Here is a 21736-nt window from a genome sequence, read left to right as displayed (position 1 = left end):
CAAAAGATCCGGGCGGCGTCGGCCGCGGGGCTCAGCTGGGCCGTACGGCCATCTTGTCGAGCGCTTCGAGGAGACCGGGCAGCTCCGGGCCCCGGCCGACCGGAAGCACCTCTCCGGGCTCGTCGTCGAGCAGGACGAAGGCGATGTCGTCCGTCCTGGCCACCATCGACCAGCCGGGACCGTCGGCGCGCAGTGTCCGCGCGCCCTCCGGAGCGAAGGAGGAGCGGACACGGCCGAGAGGCGGAGGAGTGTCCACGTACGCGCGTACCTCCGCGAGGACGCGCCGGATGCCGGCACGGGGCCGGTTCACGGTGCCCTCGGCCCGGCCCGGGGTGTCCTCGGCCGAGTCTGTGGCGTCCACAGCCCGATCCGTGTTCGCCCCAGCCGCGTCCGACTCGTCCTCGGGCGTCGCTGACCTGCCACCCGGAGGTGTGAAGTCCTCGTCGCTGAGCTGTTCCCGCCAGACCGCCCACTGGCGCGCGATCTCGTCGGCGCCCAGACGCCGCTGTGCCGGGCCCCACGAAGCGGTGTCCGGCGGAGTGAGCGGCGGCCGGTCGGTGAGTTCGGGGCCCGGGTCGTGCGGGGCGGGTACGTCGGGAGCCGCGACGGCGACCGCGAGAGGCCAGCCGGGCAGGGCCGCGACGACCGTGTGCTCCTCCGGCGACAGGTCGTACTCCATGCCGCAGTCCCACGACGCGATCGCGACCGCGACCAGGGAGACATCGTCGATGACCACCGTCCACCGCGCGCCGTCGCCGTCCTGGCCGAGCACCAGCCCGTACCCGTCGGCGAGAGGCGCGAGGCCGAGCGCCGCACATGCCTCCGGATAGTCGTCGCCCAGCACGCTCGGGAACTGCGCGGGCGTCAGCAGTATCGCCGTGAGCACATAGAGCGCGTCGTCCGCGGTGGCGACGGCTCCCTCGTCCGTCTCTGCCATCCCAGCCTCCCCATCGGTTCGTCCATCGGCGCGCACCCTAATCCGAGCGGAAGGCCGTTGTCACGACTCCCACCCCACCCGGAGCTGCTGCTTTCCTGCCGGGCAGGGGGAATCGACCGGATGTACCCGCTTCGGTCAGGTCGTCGGCAGCCCGAGAAGGTCCCGGGCGACCGTCCGCGGCGACTCGTCGCGCTCTCTGGCCAGCGCGATGACGGCACGGCACGCCAGCTCGTTCACGCCGAACGACAGCGCCTCCGGGGACACCCAGGCCACGGCCTCGTCCATCTGGTCCTGGTCGTCCTCCGCACACGCCGACACGTACACGGCAGCGGCCTCGAAGAGATTGTGTGTGCGCTTCTCCCGCCCCGGGCTCGTTTCCGAGCGCCACGAACGGAGGAAACCGGTGAACGATTTATGGATACCGCCGAACATGCGGACCACCTTCCCCCTGTGCGGTTGCCACGGTTGATCGTTTCATCTGCTGCGGTCCAACGTAGAGATGGAGTTCCGGCGGCAGAAGAGGGCATGTGCGGTGAGGCGCCCCGCATGTCGACGACCGCCCGGGTCAGGCCGGTCGCACGGCCAGCACCAGAAACCGTGCGTCCTCGTCCGCATAGGACGTCATCCGCCACCCGGAACCGGCCAGCAGCGGACCGAGGTTGGCCTCCGCGCGCAGGTCGTCCGGGGTGATACGTCTGCCCTGCCGGGCGGCCAGAGCGGCCCTGCCGATCGGGTGGAACAGCGCCAGGGTGCCTCCGGGGCGGACCACGCGCGCGAGTTCCCGCAGATTCTCGCCGGGCTGAGGCAGATGCGCGATCAGGCCCGCCGCGAACACGGCGTCGAGGGACTCCGAACGCAGCGGAAGAGTGGCCGCGTCGGCGAGCAGCAACTGCCCGTCGAGGTTCCGTCCGGCTCGCACCGCGGCCTCCAGCATGGCCGGAGTCAGATCCACGCCCAGGACCACTCCCGTAGGCCCCACTGCGGCACGCAGCGGCGCCAGAGCCCGTCCGGTGCCACAGCCCGCGTCCAGCACCCGGGCCCCCTCGCACAGCCGCAACTCGGCGACCGCGGCGGCGTGGGCGGGTCCGTCGTCCGGGAACCTGCTGTCCCAGTCGGCCGCGCGGGCGGCGAAGAACTCCTGGACGTGTGTGTGGTCGTCGCTCATGTTCCGCATGATCCCGCACGGACGAGAAGTAGCCCGCGGCGCACACGTTCGAGCTGGACGCGATCGTTCAGGCGCAATTCCCTGCCATATTTCAATACCTTTCGAAATGCGCCCCCTTTGTGCTCCCGTGCCCCCACTAGCGTCCCGTGGTCATGGGACACCTGGACCACGCCACCTTCGGCTGGCTGACCCCCGTACTGTCATACGTGATGGCCTGTATGGGCGCCGCCCTCGGGCTGCGCTGCACCGTCCGTGCGCTCGCTGCGACCGGCCGCTCGCGCCGCAACTGGCTCGTCACCGCGGCCTCCGCGATCGGCACCGGCATCTGGACCATGCACTTCGTGGCCATGCTCGGCTTCAGCGTCCGCGGCACCGGCATCCGCTACGACGTGCCGCTGACCATCCTCAGCCTCCTTGTCGCCATGGTCGTCGTCTCCACCGGGGTCTTCGCCGTCGGCTACGGGCACGACCGCGCCCGCGCGCTCTTCGTCGGTGGACTCACCACCGGGCTGGGCGTGGCGAGCATGCACTACCTCGGCATGGCCGCGGTACGGCTGCACGGTGACGTGAAGTACGACCCGGCGCTCGTCGTGCTCTCCGTGGTGATCGCCGTCGTGGCGGCCACCGCGGCCCTGTGGGCGGCTCTCAACATCAAGTCACCGATCGCGGTGACCGTCGCCTCGCTCGTCATGGGGGCGGCCGTCAGCAGCATGCACTACACCGGGATGTTCGCGGTGCACGTGGACGTCACGCCCTCCGGCGGGACGCTGCCCGGGGCCACGGCGATGCAGTTCATCTTCCCCCTCGCCGTCGGCCTCGGGTCCTATCTCTTCCTGACCTCGGCGTTCGTCGCGTTGTCGCCGTCGGCCGGGGAACGCGAGGCATCCGCGTCCGCCCAGCGGCTGGTCGACAGCGTCGCTGCCCGTTAGAGGCGTGCACCGGGTCGGCGACGCCTCGGGCACACCCCGAACCACTACGAGCGAGGAGGCCATGCGCACACCCCGTAGGACCCCGATACCCGGCGCCGGGACGGCGCCCCCGCCCCCGGTGCGCGGACGCCGCGCGCACGCCGGTCCGCCGGCCGACGAAGACTCCGAGGAATCCCTCGGCACCCTGCCCGACGAGGTGCCCATACGCGCGGGACGCTGGCGCCTACGGCCAGGAAGTGTCCGCGCCAAGATCGTCTGCCTTCTGATGGTGCCGGTTGTCTCGCTGCTCGCGCTGTGGGCGTACGCCACCGTCACCACGGCCCAGGACGTCGCCCGGCTGCGGCAGTTGCAGCGCGTCGACTCCCAGGTGCGCGCGCCGGTCGCCGCCGTCGTCGCCGCACTTCAGGCCGAACGCACGGCCGCCGTACGCCATGCCACCGATCCGGCCGCCGTGCCGGGGACCGACCTCAGGACACTCGGCGAGCACACCGACCGGACCGTGGCGAAGCTGCGCCTCGGTGGCAGCAACACCGTCGCCGACGGCGAGGAACTGCCCGCCGGAGTCGCGGAGCGTCTGGAGACCTTCGTCGTCGGTGTCGAACAACTGCGCACGCTGCGGACCTCGGTACTCGACCGCAGCACCGGCTGGGCCGAGACGTATGCGCGGTACACCAGGAGCATCTCGGCTGCGTTCGCCGTGGGTGGCGCGCTCACCGGCATCCAGGACGCCGAACTCGGCTCCGACGCGCGCGTACTGCTCGAGTTCTCCCGCGCGGGAGAGGCGTTGGCCCAGGAGGACGCCGTTCTCGCCGGTGCGCGGCTCGCCGGGCGCCTCGACGGACCACGGCTACGGCTGTTCACCGGAGCCGTCGACACCCGACGCACCCTCATCGAAGCCAGTGCCTCGGACCTGCGCGGCCCGGAACGGGCCACCTGGCAGAACGTCGCGGCAAGCACCGCGTACGCCACGCTGGCCGCCGTCGAGGACAAGGTGCTCGGCGCCCTCCCGGGGACCAAGGTGAACGCAGCCGCGCCCGAAGCCGGCTGGACCAAGGCACACGCACGCGTGCAGGGCGGCATGCGAGCCATCGAGGCGGACGCGGGCCACGACGTCGCGGACCGGGCCGACCCCTTCACCCGGGGCCTGCTCACCCCGGCCGGCGCCGCGGTGCTGTTCGGCCTCGCCTCCGTCGTCGCGTCCCTGGTGATCTCCGTACGCATCGGGCGCGGCCTCGTCGTCGAGCTGGTGAGTCTGCGCAACACCGCTCTGGAGATCGCCCGCCACAAACTCCCGCAGGCCATGCTGAAGCTGCGTGCGGGAGAGGAGATCGACATCCGGGCCGAGGCACCCCCCGGACCACCCGCCGAGGACGAGACCGAACAGGTCGCGGAGGCCCTCGGCACCGTGCACCGCGCCGCCCTGCGCGCCGCCGTGGAACGCGCGGAACTGGCCAGCGGCATCTCCGGGGTCTTCGTCAACCTCGCGCGCCGCAGTCAGGTCCTCGTCCACCGCCAACTGAGCCTCCTCGACAGCATGGAGCGCAGGTCCGACGACCCCAACGAACTCAGCGACCTGTTCCGGCTCGACCACCTCACCACGCGTATGCGGCGCCACGCGGAGAGCCTGATCATCCTCTCCGGAGCGGCACCCGGCCGGGCCTGGCGGCTGCCGGTCTCCCTGACGAACGTGGTCCGCGCCGCGGTCTCCGAAGTCGAGGACTACGCGCGCGTGGAGGTACGCCAGTTCCCCGAGGCGTCCGTCACCGGCGCGGCGGTCGCCGACCTCACGCATCTCCTTGCCGAGATCGTCGAGAACGCCGCCCAGTTCTCACCTCCGCACACCAGGGTGCGCATCACCGGCGAGCCGGTCGGCAACGGCTACGCCGTGGAGGTCGAGGACCGGGGACTGGGAATGGGCAAGGAGACCCTCGCCGAGGCGAACCGCCGCATCGAACAGTCCGAGACGCTCGACCTGTTCGACAGCGACCGGCTCGGCCTCTTCGTGGTCAGCCGACTCGCCGCGCGGCACGGCATCAAGGTGCACCTGCGGACCTCGCCCTACGGCGGCACCACCGCGGTCGTCCTGCTGCCCACGGGTCTGCTGCACGGTGGCGCGGCGGAACGCGCCCCCCGCGCAGCGGTGGACCGGGAGCCGGCCGTCGAACGCGAGTACGCGCGCGTGCCCGCTGCCGCCGCCCCGCACCAGGAACCTGTCCAGGCGTCGGCGGACCGCCCCGCACTGGTGGCTCACGCGCAGGCCCCGGCGGAGACCGCCCCCGAAACCCCACCGCCAGGAGTCACCGCTTTGCGGCTGCACCGTCCACCCGAGGACCCCGGCGACGGGGAGGAGTCCGACGACCTCCCACGGCGCGTGCGACAGGCGCACCTCGCGCCGCAACTGCGCGAACAGCGCCCTGACAAGCCGACCCGGACGCCGGATTCCCGGAGCGAGGAGAAGCGCACCCCCGAGGCCGTACGGGACCGCATGGTGGCCTACCGCGACGGCTGGGTGCGCGGCGGCGGCAGGTCATCCGGCCGCGGAGCCGCCCGAGGCTCCGGAACCGGCAGAGACAGCAGCGAAGGAGACCGCGCATGATCAAGGACCCGAGCACGAGGGCGGAGCGGCGGTCCGGCGAACTCGACTGGCTGCTGGACGACCTGGTATTGCGCGTCAGCGAGGTACGGCACGCGGTGGTGCTGTCCAACGACGGACTCGCGGTGGGCGCCTCCACCGATCTCAAACGCGAGGACGCGGAGCACCTCGCCGCGGTCGCCTCCGGGTTCCACAGCCTGGCCAAGGGTGCAGGCAGGCACTTCGGCGCCGGCGGCGTACGACAGACCATGGTGGAGATGGACGACGGTTTCCTGTTCGTCGCCGCCGCGGGGGACGGCTCCTGCCTCGCGGTGCTCACCGCCGCGACCGCCGACATGGGCCTCGTCGCGTACGAGATGGCACGACTGGTGAAACGCGTGGGCGAGCACCTTCACACGGCGCCGCGGGCTGCGGCCCGCCCGCCCGCCGCCGGATGAGGCGAGAGGGCGGTCCGCACCGATGACCGAGGACACGACAGGCACCCTGCAGGAGCCGGGCAGCCAGTGGTACGACCACGAGGCCGGGCCCCTGGTCCGCCCGTACGCCATGACGGGCGGGCGCACCAGATCCGGTCCCACAGGGGTGCGCTTCGACCTGATCGCGCTCGTCACGCTCGACAAGGGCGCGCCCGGCATGGACGACGACACCGCGCTCGGCCCCGAGCACCGGGCCCTCATCGACCTGTGCCGTACGGAGACGCAGTCGGTCGCCGAACTCGCCGCGGGTACCGACCTCCCCGTAGGGGTGGTGAGGGTGTTGCTCGGCGATCTGCTGGAGCTGGGCTGCGTCACCGTCAGCCGTCCGGTGCCCCCCGCCCAGTTGCCCGACGAACGCATTCTGCGCGAGGTGATCGAAGGACTGAGGGCGTTGTAGATGAGAGTCACGGAACCATCCGGACCACGCCGAGTTGTGCGCTCTTCCGGACACCGAATGGGTGCGAGCCGGTCGCATCGGGCTAATAGCGGTCCAATCCCCCAGCGGGGACCGGCAGTTGTCATGATGCTGACCTCGCACACACGCAGCGACGCCGCGCGCGGACCCACCGCGAGGGCGCGGCACGCACTTATGGACGTCGACCGTTGCCGGCCCTCCCGAGAGAAGTGATCGATGGTCTCCGAACACTCCGACGCCACGGACGACGAGATGTCCGCCCTGGCGTTGAAGATATTGGTCGCCGGCGGGTTCGGTGTCGGCAAGACCACCATGGTGGGCGCGGTCAGCGAGATCCGGCCGCTGCGCACCGAGGAACTGCTGAGCGAGGCGGGCCAGTTGGTGGACGACACCGACGGTGTGGACCAGAAGGTCACGACGACCGTCGCCATGGACTTCGGCCGCATCACCATTCGTTCAGGTCTTTCCCTGTACCTGTTCGGTACGCCGGGCCAGGACCGTTTCTGGTTTCTGTGGGACGAACTGTCCCAGGGTGCCCTCGGCGCGGTAGTCCTCGCCGACACCCGCCGACTGGAGGACTGCTTCCCCGCTGTGGACTACTTCGAGCACCGGCACATCCCGTTCGTGGTGGCCGTCAACTGCTTCGCGGGCGCCCGCTCCTACGGAGCCCAGGACGTGTCGCGCGCCCTCGACCTGGACCAGGGCACGCCCGTGGTGCTCTGCGACGCCCGCGACCGCGACTCGGGCAAGGAAGTGCTGATCCGGCTGGTCGAGTACGCCGGGCGGATGCACACCGCCCGGCTGCTCGACTCGGTGAGCTGATGCGGAGGAGTGGGTGGTGGGGCCGGTTCCCTCCTCAGTGGGCGACGGCGGTCTGCGCCAGCACCTTCTCGATGTGCACGCGGACGAGCAGTTCCCCCGGAACGCCGTTGCGGGCGCCGAACTCCTCGGCCCGGTCCTCGCCCATGTAGCGCGCGCCTATGCGCGCGGCCCAGTGCCGGACGTCGTCGAGCTCCTCCGACAGCGTCGCCCGGCCCTGAATCACGACATAGTCGAACGGCGGCCGGTCGTCGTCCACGCACAGGGCGATCCGGCCGTCACGCGCCAGGTTGCGCCCCTTCACCGTGTCCTTCCCGGTGTTGAACACCAGGTCGTCACCGTCGAGCAGGAACCAGATCGGGGCCACGTGCGGGCTCCCGTCGGCTCGGACGGTCGACAGTTTTCCCGTGCGGGTGCCGTGCGAGACAAAGGCCCGCCATTCCTCGTCAGTCATCTTCTGTGCCATGCACCCATCCTGCTTGCTCGGACGGCAGCCGTGGGCAAGGCTGACTGACCGGATCCTTCGGCTTGGAGGACCTGCCGTACGGGGAGATCGGAATCATGGCGCAGAACCAAGGACTTGGCTGGCTGCTGGATGATCTGACCGAGCGTGTCGACCACATACGGCATGCGCTGGTCCTGTCGAACGACGGGCTGGTGACAGGCGCCAGCACAGGACTTCGACGCGAGGACGCCGAGCATCTCGCCGCCGTGTCGTCGGGCCTGCACAGCCTGGCCAAAGGCTCCGGACGCCACTTCGGCGCGGGCAAGGTACGTCAGACGATGATCGAGTTCGACGACGCGGTGCTGTTCGTCACGGCGGCCGGCGCCGGCAGCTGTCTGTGCGTACTCAGCGCCGCCGAGGCCGACATCGGCCAGATCGCCTACGAGATGACACTGCTCGTCAATCGCGTCGGCGAACACCTCGACGTGGATGCCAGGCAGCCCGGGCCGACTCCGGCGTCAGATATCTGACCTGCGGATATGGCCCTGTGGAGAGAGTTATCCACAGGCTTGCCGGTCCGGGCGCCGAACCGGCTACGGTTTTTCCCGAGGCCGGCGCACACGGCGCGGGCCATCCACTCCACGGGGGAGACCGACCATGTCCGGCGTCAACTTCGCACGACCCGCCCAGACGGCCACCGGCACGCTCCGCACTTCCGGCACACCCTTCGCGCCGAGCCGAGCCGCACGCGAACTTGGTCTGAAACGACGCGAGTTCGACCTCGCGGTCCATCTCGGGTGTGTCCGGACCGTTCCTGACGAAGGGGGCGGCGGCCGACGCGTGGGCCGCGACGAGATCGACCGGCTGCGCAACGACGCACACTTCCCCGACACCTTGCGCGAACGCGTGCGGGCGGTGGGCACGGCCGATGGCGCGAAGCTCATGGATGTGACGCCCACCAGGTTCACCCGCCTGGCGCGGCTGGGCCTGGTGACGCCGGTGAACTTCTACCTCAACCGCTACCGGGCCGTGGTCTGGCTGTATCTCGCCGACGAACTACGGCAGTTCGCCGCAGGCAAGGACACCGCCCCGCTGCTGACCGGCCGCACCACCCGGAGCCTGCGGAACCAACTCGAAGCAGGCCTTGACCTGCGGCCCCGCAACTGGCGGGGACGACAACTGGGATTCCTGCTCCGGCCGGCCGACGACCCGTGGGCGCGGGCCGCCGTCGTGGCGTCCTTCCTCGACCCGGCCCAGGTCGCGGAAATCGTCAACGACCCCTACGAACGTGCTTACTTGAACCGCTTCCGGCCGGAGCGGCCGGCCTATGGGGTACCGGGTTCGCCCGCCGCCCGTCTCGCGGAACGGATCATGACGGCGGACGACCCGGACGAGATCGGCTGGCTCCGCGCGGACCTGGCCGGAACCCTGGCCGAGGCCCGCGACCACCGACCCGCACCGCGCCCCGGGCCGGAACAGGCCCGGGCCTCGTACGAAGAGACCGAACAGGAGCACGTCGGGCACCTGCCCCAGCAGCAGGAGCGCCGGCCCGAAGTGTCCGTGCAATCAGGGGCATCCGAGCGAACCCGCGGACTGTTGAGCCGCCTGCGCGGCAGAAACCCACGCCCCGCCCGGGACCGTGAGCGCGCGGCACGAGTCTGACCGGACGAGACTCCTCAACCCAGCTTCCGGAACAGCCCCTCCTGGACGACGGAGACGAGCAGCCTGCCCTCGACGTCGTAGATCCGGCCGCGGGCCAGCCCGCGCCCGCCCGTGGCGATGGGGGATTCCTGGTCGTACAGGAACCACTCGTCCGCGCGGAACGGCCGGTGGAACCACATGGCGTGGTCCAGCGAGGCCATGTCGAAGGTCCGCGGGCCGAACAGGGGCTCCACCGGGAGGCGGACGGCGTCGAGCAGCGTCATGTCGCTCGCGTACGTCAGCGCGCAGGTGTGGACGAGCGGGTCGTCCCCCAGCGGGCCGACCGTACGCATCCACACCGCGCTGCGCGGCTCCAACTGCTGGACCTCCTCGGCGGTCCAGAGCAAACGGTCCACATAACGGATGTCGAAGGGCTGACGGCGCGCCATTCGCTCGAACTGCTCGGGCAACGCGCCGAGATGGTCCTTGATCTCCTGGGTGACGTTCGGCAGGGACTCCGGATCGGGGACCTTCCGGGCCGGCGGCAGCTGATGTTCGAAGCTGCCTTCCTCGGGCTTGTGAAAGGAGGCGGTGAGATTGAAGATTGTGCGGCCCTGCTGCACGGCCGTGACCCGCCGGGTGGTGAACGACCGGCCGTCACGGACCCGTTCGACCTGGTACACGATCGGTACCCCCGGGCGGCCCGGGCGCAGGAAGTACGCGTGCAGCGAGTGCACCGGACGCTCGCCGTCCGTGGTGCGCCCGGCGGCGACCAGTGCCTGGCCCGCCACCTGGCCGCCGAAGACCCGCTGGAGGGATTCGTCGGGGCTGCGGCCACGGAAGATGTTGACCTCGATCTGCTCCAGGTCCAGCAGGTCGACGAGTCTTTCGGCTGCGTTCGTCATGGGTGCGATTCTCCTGTCCTCACAACTGGCCGACGTCGGTGACCTTGATGACCGCGCGCCCCTCCGTGTCGGAGGCCACGAGGTCGACCTCCGCGCTGATGCCCCAGTCGTGGTCGCCGTTCGGGTCGGCGAAGGCCTGCCGGACGCGCCACAGCCTGTTCTGCGGCTCCTCCTCGATCATCAGCAGCCGGGGGCCGCGGGCGTCGGGGCCGGTGCCGAGCTCCTCGTACTCGTCCCAGTACTTGTCCATCGCCTCGCCCCACGCGTCGGCGTCCCACCCGGCCTCCGCGTCCAGTTCGCCCAGGGCCTCCACCTGGTCGAGCGCGGCCAGCTCGACGCGGCGGAACATGGCGTTGCGGACAAGGACACGGAAGGCCCGCGCGTTGGCCGTGACCGGCTTGACCTGGTCCGCCTTCTCCTGGGCCTCCTCGGCGGTCATCACCTCCGGGTTGGCGAGTTGCTCCCACTCGTCCAGGAGGCTGGAGTCGACCTGGCGCACCATCTCGCCCAGCCAGGCGATCAGATCCTGCAGGTCCTCGGACTTGAGGTCGTCGGGGACGGTGTGGTCGAGGGCCTTGAAGGCGCCGGCGAGATAGCGCAGCACGATGCCCTCGGTGCGGGCCAGATCGTAGTGGGACACCAACTCGGTGAAGGACATGGCGCGTTCGTACATGTCGCGGATGACGGACTTGGGGGAGAGAGGATGATCGCCGACCCACGGGTGGCTCTTGCGGTACGTGTCGTAGGCGTGGAAGAGCAGCTCTTCCAACGGCTTCGGGTACGAGACGTCCTGGAGGCGCTCCATGCGCTCCTCGTACTCGACGCCGTCCGCCTTCATCGCCCCGACGGCCTCACCGCGCGCCTTGTTCTGCTGGGCCGCGAGAATCTGGCGCGGGTCGTCCAGCGTGGACTCGACCACCGACACCATGTCCAGCGCGTACGACGGCGACTCCGGGTCCAGGAGCTCGAACGCGGCCAGCGCGAAGGTGGACAGCGGCTGGTTGAGCGCGAAGTCCTGCTGGAGGTCCACGGTCAGGCGCACGATGCGCCCGGTCGCGTCCGGCTCGTCCAGCTTCTCGACGACGCCGCCGTCCAGCAGCGACCGGTAGATGGCGATCGCGCGCCGGATGTGCCGCAACTGCTGCTTGCGCGGCTCGTGGTTGTCCTCCAGCAGGTGCCGCATCGCGTCGAAGGCGTTGCCGGGGCGGGCGATCACCGACAGCAGCATCGTGTGGGTCACCCGGAAGCGGGACGTCAGCGGCTCCGGATCGGAGGTGATCAGCTTATCGAAGGTGTTCTCCGTCCAGCCGACAAAACCCTCGGGCGCCTTCTTGCGGACCACCTTGCGGCGCTTCTTCGGGTCGTCTCCCGCCTTGGCGAGGGACTTCTCGTTCTCGATGACGTGCTCGGGCGCCTGTGCGACGACGAAGCCCGCCGTGTCGAAGCCCGCGCGGCCCGCCCGGCCGGCGATCTGGTGGAACTCACGCGCGCGCAGATTCCGTACGCGATTGCCGTCGTACTTCGTCAGCGCCGTGAACAGCACCGTACGGATGGGCACGTTGACGCCGACGCCGAGCGTGTCCGTGCCGCAGATGACCTTCAACAGGCCCGCCTGGGCCAGCTTCTCGACCAGACGGCGGTACTTGGGGAGCATGCCGGCGTGATGGACGCCGATGCCGTGCCGGACATAACGGGACAGGTTCTGGCCGAACTTGGTGGTGAAGCGGAAGTTGCCGATAAGGTCGGCGATCCGGTCCTTCTCCTCGCGCGTGCACATGTTGATGCTCATCAGTGCCTGCGCCCGCTCCACCGCCTGGGCCTGAGTGAAGTGGACGATGTAGACGGGTGCCTGCCGGGTCTCCAGGAGTTCCGTCAGGGTCTCGGTCATCGGGGTCAGCTTGTACTCGTACGACAGCGGGACCGGGCGGATCGCCGAGCGGACCACCGAGGTCGGGCGGCCGGTGCGGCGGGTGAGGTCCTTCTCGAACATCGAGACGTCGCCCAGCGTCGCCGACATCAGGATGAACTGCGCCTGCGGCAGCTCCAGGATCGGGATCTGCCAGGCCCAGCCGCGGTCGGCCTCGGCGTAGAAGTGGAACTCGTCCATCACGACCTGGCCGACATCCGCCTGCTTGCCGTCGCGCAGCGCGATCGACGCCAGCACCTCGGCCGTGCAGCAGATGACGGGGGCATCGGAGTTGACGGACGCGTCACCGGTCAGCATCCCGACGTTCTCCGTGCCGAAGATCTTGCACAGCTCGAAGAACTTCTCCGAGACCAGGGCCTTGATCGGAGCGGTGTAGAAGGTGACCTCGTCCCGGGCAAGCGCGGCGAAGTGCGCGCCCGCCGCGATCATGCTCTTGCCGGAGCCGGTGGGCGTCGACACGATCACGTTCGCACCCGAGACCGCCTCGATCAGCGCCTCCTCCTGGTGCGGGTAGAGCGTGAGACCGCGCTCCTGGGCCCACGACTCGAAGGCTTCGTAGAGGGCGTCGGGGTCTGCGGTCTGCGGCAGCTGATCGATGAGGGTCACGCCCCCATCTTGCCTGTGATCCCAGGTGAAGGGGGAATCGGATGCCAGTCCGAAGATCATGGCCGATACGCTGTGTCGCCGACGGAGCGTCAGCGCACCCGGTCAACTGGACAGCGGCGTACGAGGAATAGGGCGGGACACGGCCATGATGGGACCAGCACACTCACTCTCGGGGGCCGCGGCCTGGCTCGGGGTCGGAGCCGCCGCGGCCGCGGCCGGCAAGCCGATGCCTTGGCCGGTGGTCCTGGTCGGTGCCCTGATCTGTGCCGGTGCCGCACTCGGCCCGGACCTCGACCACAAGGCGGCGACGATCTCGCGTGCCTTCGGCCCGGTCTCGCGCGGCCTGTGCGAGATCGTCGACAAGCTCTCCTACGCCGTCTACAAGGCGACGAAGAAGCAGGGCGACCCGCGCCGCTCGGGCGGGCACCGGACGCTGACGCACACCTGGCTGTGGGCGGTCCTGATCGGTGGGGGCGCCTCCGCGGCGGCGATCACCGGAGGCCGCTGGGCGGTGCTGGCGATCCTCTTCGTGCACATCGTGCTCGCCATCGAGGGCCTGCTGTGGCGGGCGACGCGCGGTTCCAGCGCCGACGTCCTGGTCTGGCTGCTGGCAGCGACCACTGCCTGGATCCTGGCCGGCGTCCTGGACAAGCCGGGCAACGGCGCGGACTGGCTGTTCACGGACCCGGGGCAGACGTATCTGTGGCTCGGGCTGCCGATCGTGCTCGGCGGGCTGGTGCACGACATCGGGGACGCGCTGACGGTGTCGGGCTGCCCGGTCCTGTGGCCCGTCCCGATCGGCCGCAAGCGCTGGTACCCGATCGGCCCGCCGAAGGCGCTGCGCTTCCGGGCGGGCAGCTGGGTTGAGCTGAAGGTGCTCATGCCGGCGTTCATGCTGCTCGGGGGAGTGGGCTGCGCGGCGGCACTCAACCTCATCTGAGGCCCAGGGCTGAGACAGCCGTCTCAGCCCTGGCTCTCCCCGTCGCCGTATCGCCGTTCGAAGGCGGCGACGCGGCCCTCGGTGTCCACCGTCCGGGCCCTGCCGGTGTAGAACGGATGGCTCTCGGAGGAGATCTCCACGTCCACGACCGGGTAGGTCTTGCCGTCGTCCCATTCGATGGTCTGCTCGCTCGTCGCGGTGGACCGGGTCAGGAAGGCGTATCCGGCGGCCCGGTCCCGGAAGACGACAGGCTGGTAGGCGGGCTGCTTGTCCTGCTGCATGCGCGTACTCCTCGCTCGGCCTGGTGGCCCCACCGGGCCCTTGCGTGTGGGGGCCGGTCAGCCGGACAGGGCGTCCTCGTCGACGATGTGCATCGCGGCCTCCTCGGCCGAGGCCGCGGCGCCGTCGATACCCACGTCGGTGGCGATCAGCCCGCTCTCCCCGTCCTCGTGCGCGCCCTCGTTCGGGGCCACCAGGCGGCCCGAGCGGGCGGCGCCCACCTCGTTGTCCAGCGGCTCGCCGTCCGTGCCCGCACAGTCGCCGATGCCGTCGCCGTCCGATGCCGCGATGTCCGGCAGTTCCTCGGCGAGGCGCTGGTCCAGGGTCTCGCCCTGCCGTCGCTCCGCCGCCGTCACACCGGTGCGCTCCACCGCCCAGGGCCGGTCCGGAGGGGACCAGCCACGGTCGAGGGGGTCGTCGACCCCGTCGGTGACCAGGGTGTCCTCGGCGTCCAGGAGGCCCGCGTCGTCCTGTACCTCGGATCCGTCGGGCTGGTAGACGTCGTCTCCCCATCCCTCGTCACTGTCCACGGGTACCTCCAGGTGGGTGGGGACCGGCCCCGGCGCCGCCGGGATGGGCGGGCAGCCGCTTCCAGCGTTCCACCCACCGTCGGGACCGCGCAACGGGACGGAGCCGAGCCGGCCCCGCCCCGCCGCCCGATCACCCGTGCGTCACCCGTGCCACGACCGCCACAGCGCCGCGTACGCCCCGTCCGCCGCGACCAGCTCGTCGTGGCTGCCCAGCTCGCTGATCCGGCCGTTCTCCACCACGGCGATGACGTCCGCGTCATGGGCCGTGTGCAGTCGGTGGGCGATGGCGACGACCGTACGGCCGTCCAGGACCCTTGCCAGGGACCGCTCCAGATGACGCGCCGCGCGCGGGTCGAGGAGGGAGGTCGCCTCGTCCAGGACCAGTGTGTGCGGGTCGGCCAGGACCAGCCGGGCCAGCGCGATCTGCTGGGCCTGCGCCGGGGTGAGCGCGAACCCGCCCGAACCGACCTCGGTGTCCAGGCCGTCGTCCAGCGCCCGGGCCCAGCCGTCCGCGTCGACCGCGCCCAGCGCCGCCCACAGCTCGGCGTCCCCTGCGTCCGTCCGGGCCAGCAGCAGGTTGTCGCGCAGGGAGCCGACGAAGACGTGGTGCTCCTGGTTGACCAGCGCGACGTGCGAGCGGACCTCCTCGGCGGGCATCCTGGACAGCTCGGCGCCGCCCAGGGTGATCCGGCCGGTCCGGGGCGCGTAGATCCCGGCGAGCAGCCTGCCCAGCGTGGACTTGCCCGCGCCGGAGGGGCCCACCAGGGCCAGCCGGGTGCCCGGCGCGACCTCCAGGGACACCTTGCGCAGCACGTCCACGCCCTCCCGGTAACCGAAGTGCACCTGGTCCGCGTGCACGTCCCGCCCGTCCGGGGCCAACGAGGGGTCACCGGCGTCCGGCTCGATGTCCCGGACGCCGACCAGGCGGGCCAGCGACACCTGGGCGACCTGGAGCTCGTCGTACCAGCGCAGGATGATCCCCACCGGGTCGACGAGCATCTGGGCGAGCAGAGCGCTCGTGGTCAGCTGGCCCACGCCGATCCAGCCCTGGAGCACGAAGACCCCGCCGATCATCAGCACCGAGCACAGCACCGTCACATGGGTGGCGTTGATGACCGGGAAGAGCACACACCGCAGCCACAGCGTGTAGCGCTCCCAGGCCGTCCACTCCCTGACCCGCCGGTCCGACAGCTCGATCCGGCGGTCGCCCAGCCGGTGGGCCTCGATGGTCCGCCCGGCGTCCACGGTCTCCGCGAGCACGGCGGCGACAGCGGCGTACCCGGCGGCCTCCGAGCGGTAGCCGGAGGGGGCGCGCCGGAAGTACCAGCGGCAGCCGACCACCAGCAGCGGCACCGCGAGGAGCACGGCCGGCGCCAGCGGCGGTGCCGTGACCACGAGACCTCCGAGCAGCAGTGCCGCCCACACCACACCGATGGCGAGCTGCGGCACCGCCTCGCGCATCGCGTTGGCGAGCCGGTCGATGTCGGTCGTGATGCGGGAGAGCAGGTCACCCGTGCCTGCCCGTTCCAGGACACCCGGCGGCAGCCCGACCGCCCGGACGAGGAAGTCCTCGCGCAGGTCGGCCAGCATCCGCTCGCCGAGCATCGCGCCGCGCAGCCGCACCTGGCGTACGAACACGGCCTGTACGACCAGCGCGGCGGCGAACAGGCCGACGGTGAGCTCCAGATGGACTTCGCGGGCGTCGTCCGAGACCCGCTCGACGAGGTCGCCCAGCAGGTACGGGCCGACCATGGAGGCCACCACGGAGACCGTGTTGACGGTGACCAGGAGCAGGAAGGCACGCCGGTGCCTGCGGAACAGTTCGGCCACGTAGGCGCGTACGGTCGCGGGGGCACCGACCGGCAGGGTGCTCGCCGTTGTCGGGGCCGCCGGGTCGTACGCCGGTGGCGCCACGCCGATCATGCCGTCTCTCCGATTTCCTTGAGTTGTTCCAGGTCTTCCAGGTCGTCCAGTTCGAGGCCGATGGCTTCCTCGTCCTCGGTCTCGCGGGTCACCACGGCCCGGTACCGCGGTTCCTTGTGCACCAGTTCGCGGTGCACACCGACGGCCGCGACCTCGCCCTCATGGATCAGCACGACCCGGTCGGCGTGGTCCAGGAGCAACGGCGAGGAGGTGAACACGACCGTCGTCCGGCCGGCGCGCAACTCCCGCACCCCGTCGGCGATCCGGGCCTCGGTGTGCGAGTCGACGGCCGACGTCGGTTCGTCGAGCACGAGCACCCCGGGGTCCGTGATCAGCGACCGCGCCAGTGCCAGCCGCTGGCGCTGGCCGCCGGACAACGACCGCCCACGCTCGGTGATCCGCGCGTCCAACGGGTCCTCGGCGTCCAGTGAACCCTGCACGAGCGCTTCCAGCACGTCCCCGCACTGTGCGGCGGCCAGTGCTTCGGCGGCGGTCACCGCACCCGAGGCGGGCACGTCGAGCAGCTCGCGCAGCGAACCGGAGAGCAGCACCGGGTCCTTGTCCTGGACGAGGACGGCCGTGCGGGTGCTGGAGAGCGGCAGTTCGTCCAGCGGCACGCCACCGAGGAGCGCCGACGTGCCCTCCTCGGACGGGTGCCCGCCGAGCCGTTCCGCCAGCAGACCCGCCGCGTCCGGATCGCCGCACACCACGGCGGTCAGACATCCGGCGGGTGCCAGCAGCCCGGTCGCGGGGTCGTACAGATCCCCGGTCGGCACCACCGCCTCGCGCGAGCCCGCCGTGTCCGTGGCGCGTTCCAGGGACAGCACCCGGGCGGCCCGTTTCGCGGAGGGCCGGGAGAAGGAGTACGCCATGGCGATCTCCTCGAAGTGCCGCAGCGGATACGTCAGCAGCATGACCGCGCTGTACACGGTGACGAGCTCGCCGACGGTGATCCGGTCCTGCCCGGCCAGGTGCACGCCGTGCCAGACGACCGCGATCATCAGCAGACCGGGCAGGAGCACCTGGATCGCCGAGATCAGCGCCCACATACGGGCGCTGCGCACGGCCGCGTGCCGCACTTCCTGCGAGGCCCGGCGGTAGCGGTCGAGGAAGAGTTCCTCGCCACCGATGCCACGCAGCACGCGCAGTCCCGCGACGGTGTCCGAGGCCAGCTCGGTCGCGCGGCCCGCCTTCTCACGCTGGAAGTCGGCCCGCCGGGTGGCTCGCGGCAGCAGCGGCAGTACGGCGATGGCGAGGACCGGGATGCCCACGGCGACGACGATGCCGAGCTCCGGCTGGTAGAGGTACAGGCCGACGCAGACCAGTACGACGGTCACCGCCGCGGCCGTGAACCGGGAGAGGGCCTCCACGAACCAGCCGATCTTCTCCACGTCCCCCGTGGAGACCGCGACGACCTCACCGGCCGCGACGCGCCGCGTCAGGGCCGACCCCAGCTGGGCGGTCCTGCGGGCCAGCAGCTGCTGGACGCGGGCCGCCGCCGTGATCCAGTTGGTGACCGCGGCCCGGTGCAGCATGCTGTCGCCGAGTGCGATGGCCACCCCGCACAGCACCATCAGCCCGCCCGCGAGAGCCAGCCGCTCGCCCGAGCGGTCGACGACGGCCTGGACGGCGAACCCGACGCCGAACGGCAGTCCGGAGACGGCCACGAAGTGCACCAGTCCCCAGGCGAGGGCGGTGAGCTGACCGCCGAGCTGGTTGCGGAAGAGCCACCACAGAAATCTGGGGCCCGAGCGTGCGTCCGGTACACCCGGGTCTCGATACGGAAGGTCTTGGATCTTCATGACGTCCCAGTGGCTCGCATCTCGCATGAGGGGGTGGATGTGTGGGGGAGGGGGTCGGAAAGGCCGACAACGGGCCGTGAAAGGTTCGCGTCACCGTGTGGTCGGAGGCAAACGGTTTTCCGGCAAGAGGCGTGGTTTCGGCCCGATTGGCGGTTGTTCGCCTCATTGCCGCGCGGGGCCGACTGCCCGTAGAACACCGGCCATGAGAAGCCGGATCATCATGTCCATGCTTGCCGGAGCGACCCTCCTGGCGAGCACCCTCCTAGGAGCGAACCCCGCTCAGTCGGCCGAGGCGGCGGCCCAGCCCGTCGACGTACCCGCCGAGTTCGGCACCGACTGGCACGACCCGGTCACCGCCGCGCCCGCGGTCACCCGCCCGGTCGGCTCCACCTCCTGCGAAGTCACCGTCGCCGAGGCCCAGTTCAGGGACTTCACACCCTACGAGGGCGCGTACGAGCCCCCGAGAGGCTGCGGTGCGGGCTGGAGCAAGGTCGTGCTGCGGATGGAGGGCAGGGTCAAGGGGCGTCAGTACGACCGACTCGGCTATCTGCACATCGGCGGCGTCGAAGTCCTCCGTACCTCCACTCCGCAGCCTTCGCCCGACGGCATCTCCTGGTCCGTCGAGAAGGACGTCACGCGCTACAGCGACACCCTCAGTAGGGCCCAGCCCGTAGAGATGCTCATCGGAAACGTTGTCAACGACACCTACACCGGCATCCTCGACGTCAAGGTCACGCTGACGTTCTATCCGGGCACACCCGTCGCGAAGGACACTCCCGACCGCGTCCTCACCCTCCAGGACGGCACCCTCACCACCCCGCGCAACAGTGAACGCATCGTCGCCGAGGTCTACGCGACCGGCTCCGGCGGCGGCTGCGAGGAGTACTGGTACCTCACCGTCCCCGACTCGGCCCCCTACTCCTGCAAGGCCACGGACGGCCCGTACCGCGAGGTGCAGATCAAGGTCGACGGCCAACTGGCCGGAATCGCCGCCCCGTTCCCGACCGTGTGGACCGGAGGCTGGTCCAACCCCTTTCTCTGGTACGTGATTCCGGGGCCGCGCGCCTTCGACATCAAACCGATCGAATACGATCTGACCCCCTTCGCCGGGCTGCTCAACGACGGTCGCCCGCACGACGTGGAGGTCTCCGTCGTCGGTGTTCCGGAAGGGCAGGCGGGCTGGAGCAGCCCCGTCAACGTCCTCGTCTGGCAGGACACCGAGCGCGCGCGGGTCACCGGCAGGCTCACCGCCCACCACGCGGGCGACCTCGACAACTCCTCGACGTACACACCTGGTTCGGCCGACGAGCAGCACCGTCTCGACACCGGCGCCGCTCACCGGCTGACCGTCGCCGGGTATGTCGACACCTCGCACGGCCGGGTCGTCACCACCGTAGGCCGATCCCTCACCAACACCTCCGTGCACCGCTGGACCGACGGCGAGAACACCGACGGACTGGCCGCCACCTGGACGGACGCCGAGAACGTCACCGTCGACGGACGCGGGCCGGCCAGGGCGACCCGCACGCAGCGGACGTACACGATGGACGGCACGACCACGCTCGGTGCGGGCGACCGGCTGCGGACCGTGCTGGCGCTGGGCGACCGGGAGGCCGTCACCGAGACGTTCGCAGGCCGGCGTACGGCGTGGTCGTGGCTCGACGACGCGTACACGGGCGACGCGACATACACGGCGAACGTGCCGCGCGACCAGCGTCACGCCGTCGGGACGACGAGCGAGCGCTACCGGCTGTTCGGCTCGGCCGGATGCCACGACCGTTCGCTGGTGACCGTGCAGGGGGTGCTCACGGAGGACCGCGACGGCTGCTGAGAGGGCTGTGCGCGCGGTGGGGACGGTCGATGATTTACGCCGCTGAAATACGCAGGTTGCAGCCGGGATCCATGATTCCTCAATAGTGTGCGACGCGGAAGCACTTTTCCGCATCCCAGAAACTTCCTGGAGGAGTGCTCGTGCCGCAGTCCGTACCGTCCCTGCCGCGACGCGTCGCACGCATACTGCGTACCTCTCTGTTCGCGCAGGTTGCCGTCGCGCTTGTGCTCGGCATCGTCGTCGGCAAGCTGTGGCCCGGCGTGGCCACTGATCTCAAGCCGCTCGGCGACGGTTTCACCCGGCTCATCAAGACGATCATCTCGCCGCTCGTGTTCTGCGTGGTCGTCGTCGGCATCGCCAAGGCCGGAGATCTCAAGGCGTTCGGCCGGATCGGCCTCAAGGCCCTGATCTGGTTCGAGGTGGCGAGCACGCTCGCCCTGGTCATCGGGCTCCTCGCCGCCAACATCGTCCAGCCCGGCTCGGGCATGAACGTCGACCCGGCCACGCTCGACACCTCGGCGATCGACGCGAAGACGGGCGGCGGCTCGCTGCCCTCGACGACCGAGTTCGTCGTCAACGCGATTCCCACCAGCTTCGTCGGTGCCTTCGCCGAGAACGAGCTCCTCCAGGTGCTGATCCTGGCCTGTCTGGTGGGCGCCGCCCTGCTCCACCTCGGCCACACCAAGGTGCCGAAGGTGCTGCCGGCCATCGAGCAGGCCCAGGAGATCATCTTCGCGGTCGTCGGCTTCATCATGCGACTCGCCCCGATCGCGGTGTTCGGCGCGATGGCGGTCCTGATCGGCCAGTACGGACTCGGCGTGATCGAGACGTACGCCAAACTCATCATCCTCTGCTATGCGGCTGCCGCGCTCTTCATCGCGCTGCTCGCCGTCGCTCTGAAGATGGTCACCGGGCTCAGCCTCTGGAAGTTCCTCCGCTACATCCGTGAGGAGATGCTCCTCGCCCTCGGCACCGCCTCCACCGAGTCCGTCATGCCGCGCGTGATGCTGAAGCTGCGCAGGGCCGGCGCCCGCGACGACGCCGTGGGTCTGGTGCTGCCCACCGGCTACTCCTTCAACCTCGACGGCGCGTCGCTCTATCTCTCCATCGGCACCCTGTTCATCGCCCAGGCCGTGGGAGTGGACCTCAGCCTCGGTCAGCAGGTCACCGTGATCCTGGTGCTCATGCTCACCAGCAAGGGCATGGCCGGCATCCCCGGTTCCGCCTTCCTCGCGCTGTCCGCGACCGCCTCCTCGCTCGGGGCCATCCCGGCGGGGGCCGTCGCCCTGCTCCTCGGCGTCGACCGCATCATGGACTCGATGCGTGTCGTGACGAACCTGCTCGGCAACTGCGTCGCCGTCTTCGCGGTCTCCCGCTGGGAGGGCGCCCTGGACCTGGAGCGCGCGAAGAAGGTGCTGGACCGGGAGATCGTCATCTCGGACGAGGACGACGCGCCGGACGAGGCGGACATCCCCGCCGCGTCCGACGCGAAGGAAACCCCGGTGCCGGCGGTCCCGGCCCAGGTGTCCGGTGTCAAGGAGTCCGCGAGCTGATCCGGGGGCACCCCAGTAGT

Annotated in this window: 20 protein-coding genes; 10 read left to right on the top strand and 10 right to left on the bottom strand. The window is 70.5% G+C overall.

The genetic code is table 11. The annotated features are described in order from the left end of the window. Positions 1-31 precede the first annotated feature (31 nt). The 3 genes from IEY89_RS25020 to IEY89_RS25010 form a co-directional block, all read right to left on the bottom strand. Positions 32-937 carry a hypothetical protein gene (locus tag IEY89_RS25020; protein ID WP_189149740.1) on the bottom strand — a complete coding sequence of 302 codons (906 nt, stop codon included), beginning with the start codon at positions 935-937 and terminating at the stop codon, positions 32-34. A 135-nt stretch (positions 938-1072) separates the two neighbouring features. Continuing rightward, complete coding sequence (locus IEY89_RS25015) at positions 1073-1369, bottom strand: hypothetical protein (RefSeq protein ID WP_189149739.1); 297 nt, start codon at positions 1367-1369, stop codon at positions 1073-1075. A 133-nt stretch (positions 1370-1502) separates the two neighbouring features. Beyond that, positions 1503-2111, bottom strand: a complete 609-nt coding sequence (locus IEY89_RS25010) for a class I SAM-dependent methyltransferase (RefSeq protein ID WP_189149738.1) — start codon at positions 2109-2111, stop codon at positions 1503-1505. Positions 2112-2254: 143 nt separating this feature from the next. Between IEY89_RS25010 and IEY89_RS25005 the strand changes: the two genes are divergently transcribed. The 5 genes from IEY89_RS25005 (at position 2255) to IEY89_RS24985 (ending at position 7337) form a co-directional block, all read left to right on the top strand. Beyond that, positions 2255-3031, top strand: a complete 777-nt coding sequence (locus IEY89_RS25005; protein ID WP_189149737.1) for an MHYT domain-containing protein — start codon at positions 2255-2257, stop codon at positions 3029-3031. A gap of 61 nt (positions 3032-3092) precedes the next feature. Next, positions 3093-5627, top strand: a complete 2535-nt coding sequence (locus IEY89_RS25000) for a sensor histidine kinase (protein WP_189149736.1) — start codon at positions 3093-3095, stop codon at positions 5625-5627. Continuing rightward, positions 5624-6061 (top strand): roadblock/LC7 domain-containing protein, encoded by a 438-nt coding sequence (locus IEY89_RS24995; RefSeq protein WP_189149735.1) that lies wholly within the window; start codon positions 5624-5626, stop codon positions 6059-6061. Before IEY89_RS25000 ends, IEY89_RS24995 begins: the two co-directional genes overlap by 4 nt. Before the next feature lie 22 nt (positions 6062-6083). Next, entirely contained in the window at positions 6084-6497 is a 414-nt protein-coding gene (locus IEY89_RS24990; protein ID WP_189149734.1) for a DUF742 domain-containing protein, read from the top strand. 234 nt (positions 6498-6731) lie between these two features. Then, positions 6732-7337 (top strand): GTP-binding protein, encoded by a 606-nt coding sequence (locus IEY89_RS24985; protein WP_189149733.1) that lies wholly within the window; start codon positions 6732-6734, stop codon positions 7335-7337. 34 nt (positions 7338-7371) lie between these two features. On the opposite strand, the gene IEY89_RS24980 is transcribed toward IEY89_RS24985, so the two are convergent. After that, positions 7372-7800 carry a PPOX class F420-dependent oxidoreductase gene (locus IEY89_RS24980; protein ID WP_189149732.1) on the bottom strand — a complete coding sequence of 143 codons (429 nt, stop codon included), beginning with the start codon at positions 7798-7800 and terminating at the stop codon, positions 7372-7374. Positions 7801-7895: 95 nt separating this feature from the next. Between IEY89_RS24980 and IEY89_RS24975 the strand changes: the two genes are divergently transcribed. Together IEY89_RS24975 and IEY89_RS24970 are read left to right on the top strand one after the other, a co-directional pair. Next, a complete protein-coding gene (locus tag IEY89_RS24975) occupies positions 7896-8309 on the top strand; it encodes a roadblock/LC7 domain-containing protein (RefSeq protein WP_189149818.1) in 414 nt (137 codons plus the stop codon). 127 nt (positions 8310-8436) lie between these two features. Next, on the top strand, positions 8437-9441 hold the full coding sequence (locus IEY89_RS24970) for a DUF6397 family protein (RefSeq protein WP_189149731.1): 1005 nt from the start codon (positions 8437-8439) through the stop codon (positions 9439-9441). Between the two features lie 14 nt (positions 9442-9455). Here IEY89_RS24970 and IEY89_RS24965 read toward each other — a convergent pair whose 3' ends face one another. Both IEY89_RS24965 and IEY89_RS24960 read right to left on the bottom strand, forming a co-directional pair. Continuing rightward, on the bottom strand, positions 9456-10325 hold the full coding sequence (locus tag IEY89_RS24965; RefSeq protein ID WP_189149730.1) for an acyl-CoA thioesterase: 870 nt from the start codon (positions 10323-10325) through the stop codon (positions 9456-9458). A 19-nt stretch (positions 10326-10344) separates the two neighbouring features. Beyond that, positions 10345-12858, bottom strand: coding sequence for a DEAD/DEAH box helicase (locus IEY89_RS24960; protein WP_189149729.1), 2514 nt, complete (start codon positions 12856-12858; stop codon positions 10345-10347). Between the two features lie 145 nt (positions 12859-13003). On the opposite strand from IEY89_RS24960, the gene IEY89_RS24955 reads away from it, so the two are divergent. Beyond that, a complete protein-coding gene (locus IEY89_RS24955; protein WP_189149728.1) occupies positions 13004-13798 on the top strand; it encodes a metal-dependent hydrolase in 795 nt (264 codons plus the stop codon). A gap of 23 nt (positions 13799-13821) precedes the next feature. Here IEY89_RS24955 and IEY89_RS24950 read toward each other — a convergent pair whose 3' ends face one another. The 4 genes from IEY89_RS24950 to IEY89_RS24935 all read right to left on the bottom strand — a co-directional run bounded on the left by IEY89_RS24950 (position 13822) and on the right by IEY89_RS24935 (position 18332). Then, positions 13822-14079 (bottom strand): type B 50S ribosomal protein L31, encoded by a 258-nt coding sequence (locus tag IEY89_RS24950; protein ID WP_189149727.1) that lies wholly within the window; start codon positions 14077-14079, stop codon positions 13822-13824. A 57-nt stretch (positions 14080-14136) separates the two neighbouring features. Beyond that, on the bottom strand, positions 14137-14607 hold the full coding sequence (locus IEY89_RS24945) for a DUF5709 domain-containing protein (protein WP_189149726.1): 471 nt from the start codon (positions 14605-14607) through the stop codon (positions 14137-14139). 141 nt (positions 14608-14748) lie between these two features. Beyond that, complete coding sequence (locus tag IEY89_RS24940; RefSeq protein ID WP_189149725.1) at positions 14749-16530, bottom strand: ABC transporter ATP-binding protein; 1782 nt, start codon at positions 16528-16530, stop codon at positions 14749-14751. Next, positions 16527-18332 (bottom strand): ABC transporter ATP-binding protein, encoded by a 1806-nt coding sequence (locus IEY89_RS24935; RefSeq protein WP_189149817.1) that lies wholly within the window; start codon positions 18330-18332, stop codon positions 16527-16529. The genes IEY89_RS24940 and IEY89_RS24935 overlap by 4 nt, the downstream gene beginning before the upstream one ends. Before the next feature lie 202 nt (positions 18333-18534). On the opposite strand from IEY89_RS24935, the gene IEY89_RS24930 reads away from it, so the two are divergent. Together IEY89_RS24930 and IEY89_RS24925 are read left to right on the top strand one after the other, a co-directional pair. Next, positions 18535-20163: a peptide-N4-asparagine amidase gene (locus IEY89_RS24930; protein ID WP_189149724.1), complete on the top strand. Its 1629-nt coding sequence runs from the start codon at positions 18535-18537 to the stop codon at positions 20161-20163. Positions 20164-20303: 140 nt separating this feature from the next. Beyond that, positions 20304-21716 (top strand): cation:dicarboxylate symporter family transporter, encoded by a 1413-nt coding sequence (locus tag IEY89_RS24925; RefSeq protein ID WP_189149723.1) that lies wholly within the window; start codon positions 20304-20306, stop codon positions 21714-21716. Positions 21717-21736: the final 20 nt, after the last annotated feature.

It is taken from the genome of Streptomyces lacrimifluminis (genome assembly GCF_014646095.1).
GTDB classification, from domain to species: domain Bacteria; phylum Actinomycetota; class Actinomycetes; order Streptomycetales; family Streptomycetaceae; genus Streptomyces; species Streptomyces lacrimifluminis.
Note: the sequence above shows the minus strand (reverse complement) of the source record. Positions and strands in the feature narration are given on the sequence as shown.

Coding starts and splice junctions, on each gene's coding strand:
- IEY89_RS25020 (WP_189149740.1), bottom strand. CDS start 937: ATGGCAGAGACGGACGAGGGAGCCGTCGCCACCGCGGACGACGCGCTC.
- IEY89_RS25015 (WP_189149739.1), bottom strand. CDS start 1,369: ATGTTCGGCGGTATCCATAAATCGTTCACCGGTTTCCTCCGTTCGTGG.
- IEY89_RS25010 (WP_189149738.1), bottom strand. CDS start 2,111: ATGCGGAACATGAGCGACGACCACACACACGTCCAGGAGTTCTTCGCC.
- IEY89_RS25005 (WP_189149737.1), top strand. CDS start 2,255: ATGGGACACCTGGACCACGCCACCTTCGGCTGGCTGACCCCCGTACTG.
- IEY89_RS25000 (WP_189149736.1), top strand. CDS start 3,093: ATGCGCACACCCCGTAGGACCCCGATACCCGGCGCCGGGACGGCGCCC.
- IEY89_RS24995 (WP_189149735.1), top strand. CDS start 5,624: ATGATCAAGGACCCGAGCACGAGGGCGGAGCGGCGGTCCGGCGAACTC.
- IEY89_RS24990 (WP_189149734.1), top strand. CDS start 6,084: ATGACCGAGGACACGACAGGCACCCTGCAGGAGCCGGGCAGCCAGTGG.
- IEY89_RS24985 (WP_189149733.1), top strand. CDS start 6,732: ATGGTCTCCGAACACTCCGACGCCACGGACGACGAGATGTCCGCCCTG.
- IEY89_RS24980 (WP_189149732.1), bottom strand. CDS start 7,800: ATGGCACAGAAGATGACTGACGAGGAATGGCGGGCCTTTGTCTCGCAC.
- IEY89_RS24975 (WP_189149818.1), top strand. CDS start 7,896: ATGGCGCAGAACCAAGGACTTGGCTGGCTGCTGGATGATCTGACCGAG.
- IEY89_RS24970 (WP_189149731.1), top strand. CDS start 8,437: ATGTCCGGCGTCAACTTCGCACGACCCGCCCAGACGGCCACCGGCACG.
- IEY89_RS24965 (WP_189149730.1), bottom strand. CDS start 10,325: ATGACGAACGCAGCCGAAAGACTCGTCGACCTGCTGGACCTGGAGCAG.
- IEY89_RS24955 (WP_189149728.1), top strand. CDS start 13,004: ATGATGGGACCAGCACACTCACTCTCGGGGGCCGCGGCCTGGCTCGGG.
- IEY89_RS24950 (WP_189149727.1), bottom strand. CDS start 14,079: ATGCAGCAGGACAAGCAGCCCGCCTACCAGCCTGTCGTCTTCCGGGAC.
- IEY89_RS24940 (WP_189149725.1), bottom strand. CDS start 16,530: ATGATCGGCGTGGCGCCACCGGCGTACGACCCGGCGGCCCCGACAACG.
- IEY89_RS24935 (WP_189149817.1), bottom strand. CDS start 18,332: ATGAAGATCCAAGACCTTCCGTATCGAGACCCGGGTGTACCGGACGCA.
- IEY89_RS24930 (WP_189149724.1), top strand. CDS start 18,535: ATGAGAAGCCGGATCATCATGTCCATGCTTGCCGGAGCGACCCTCCTG.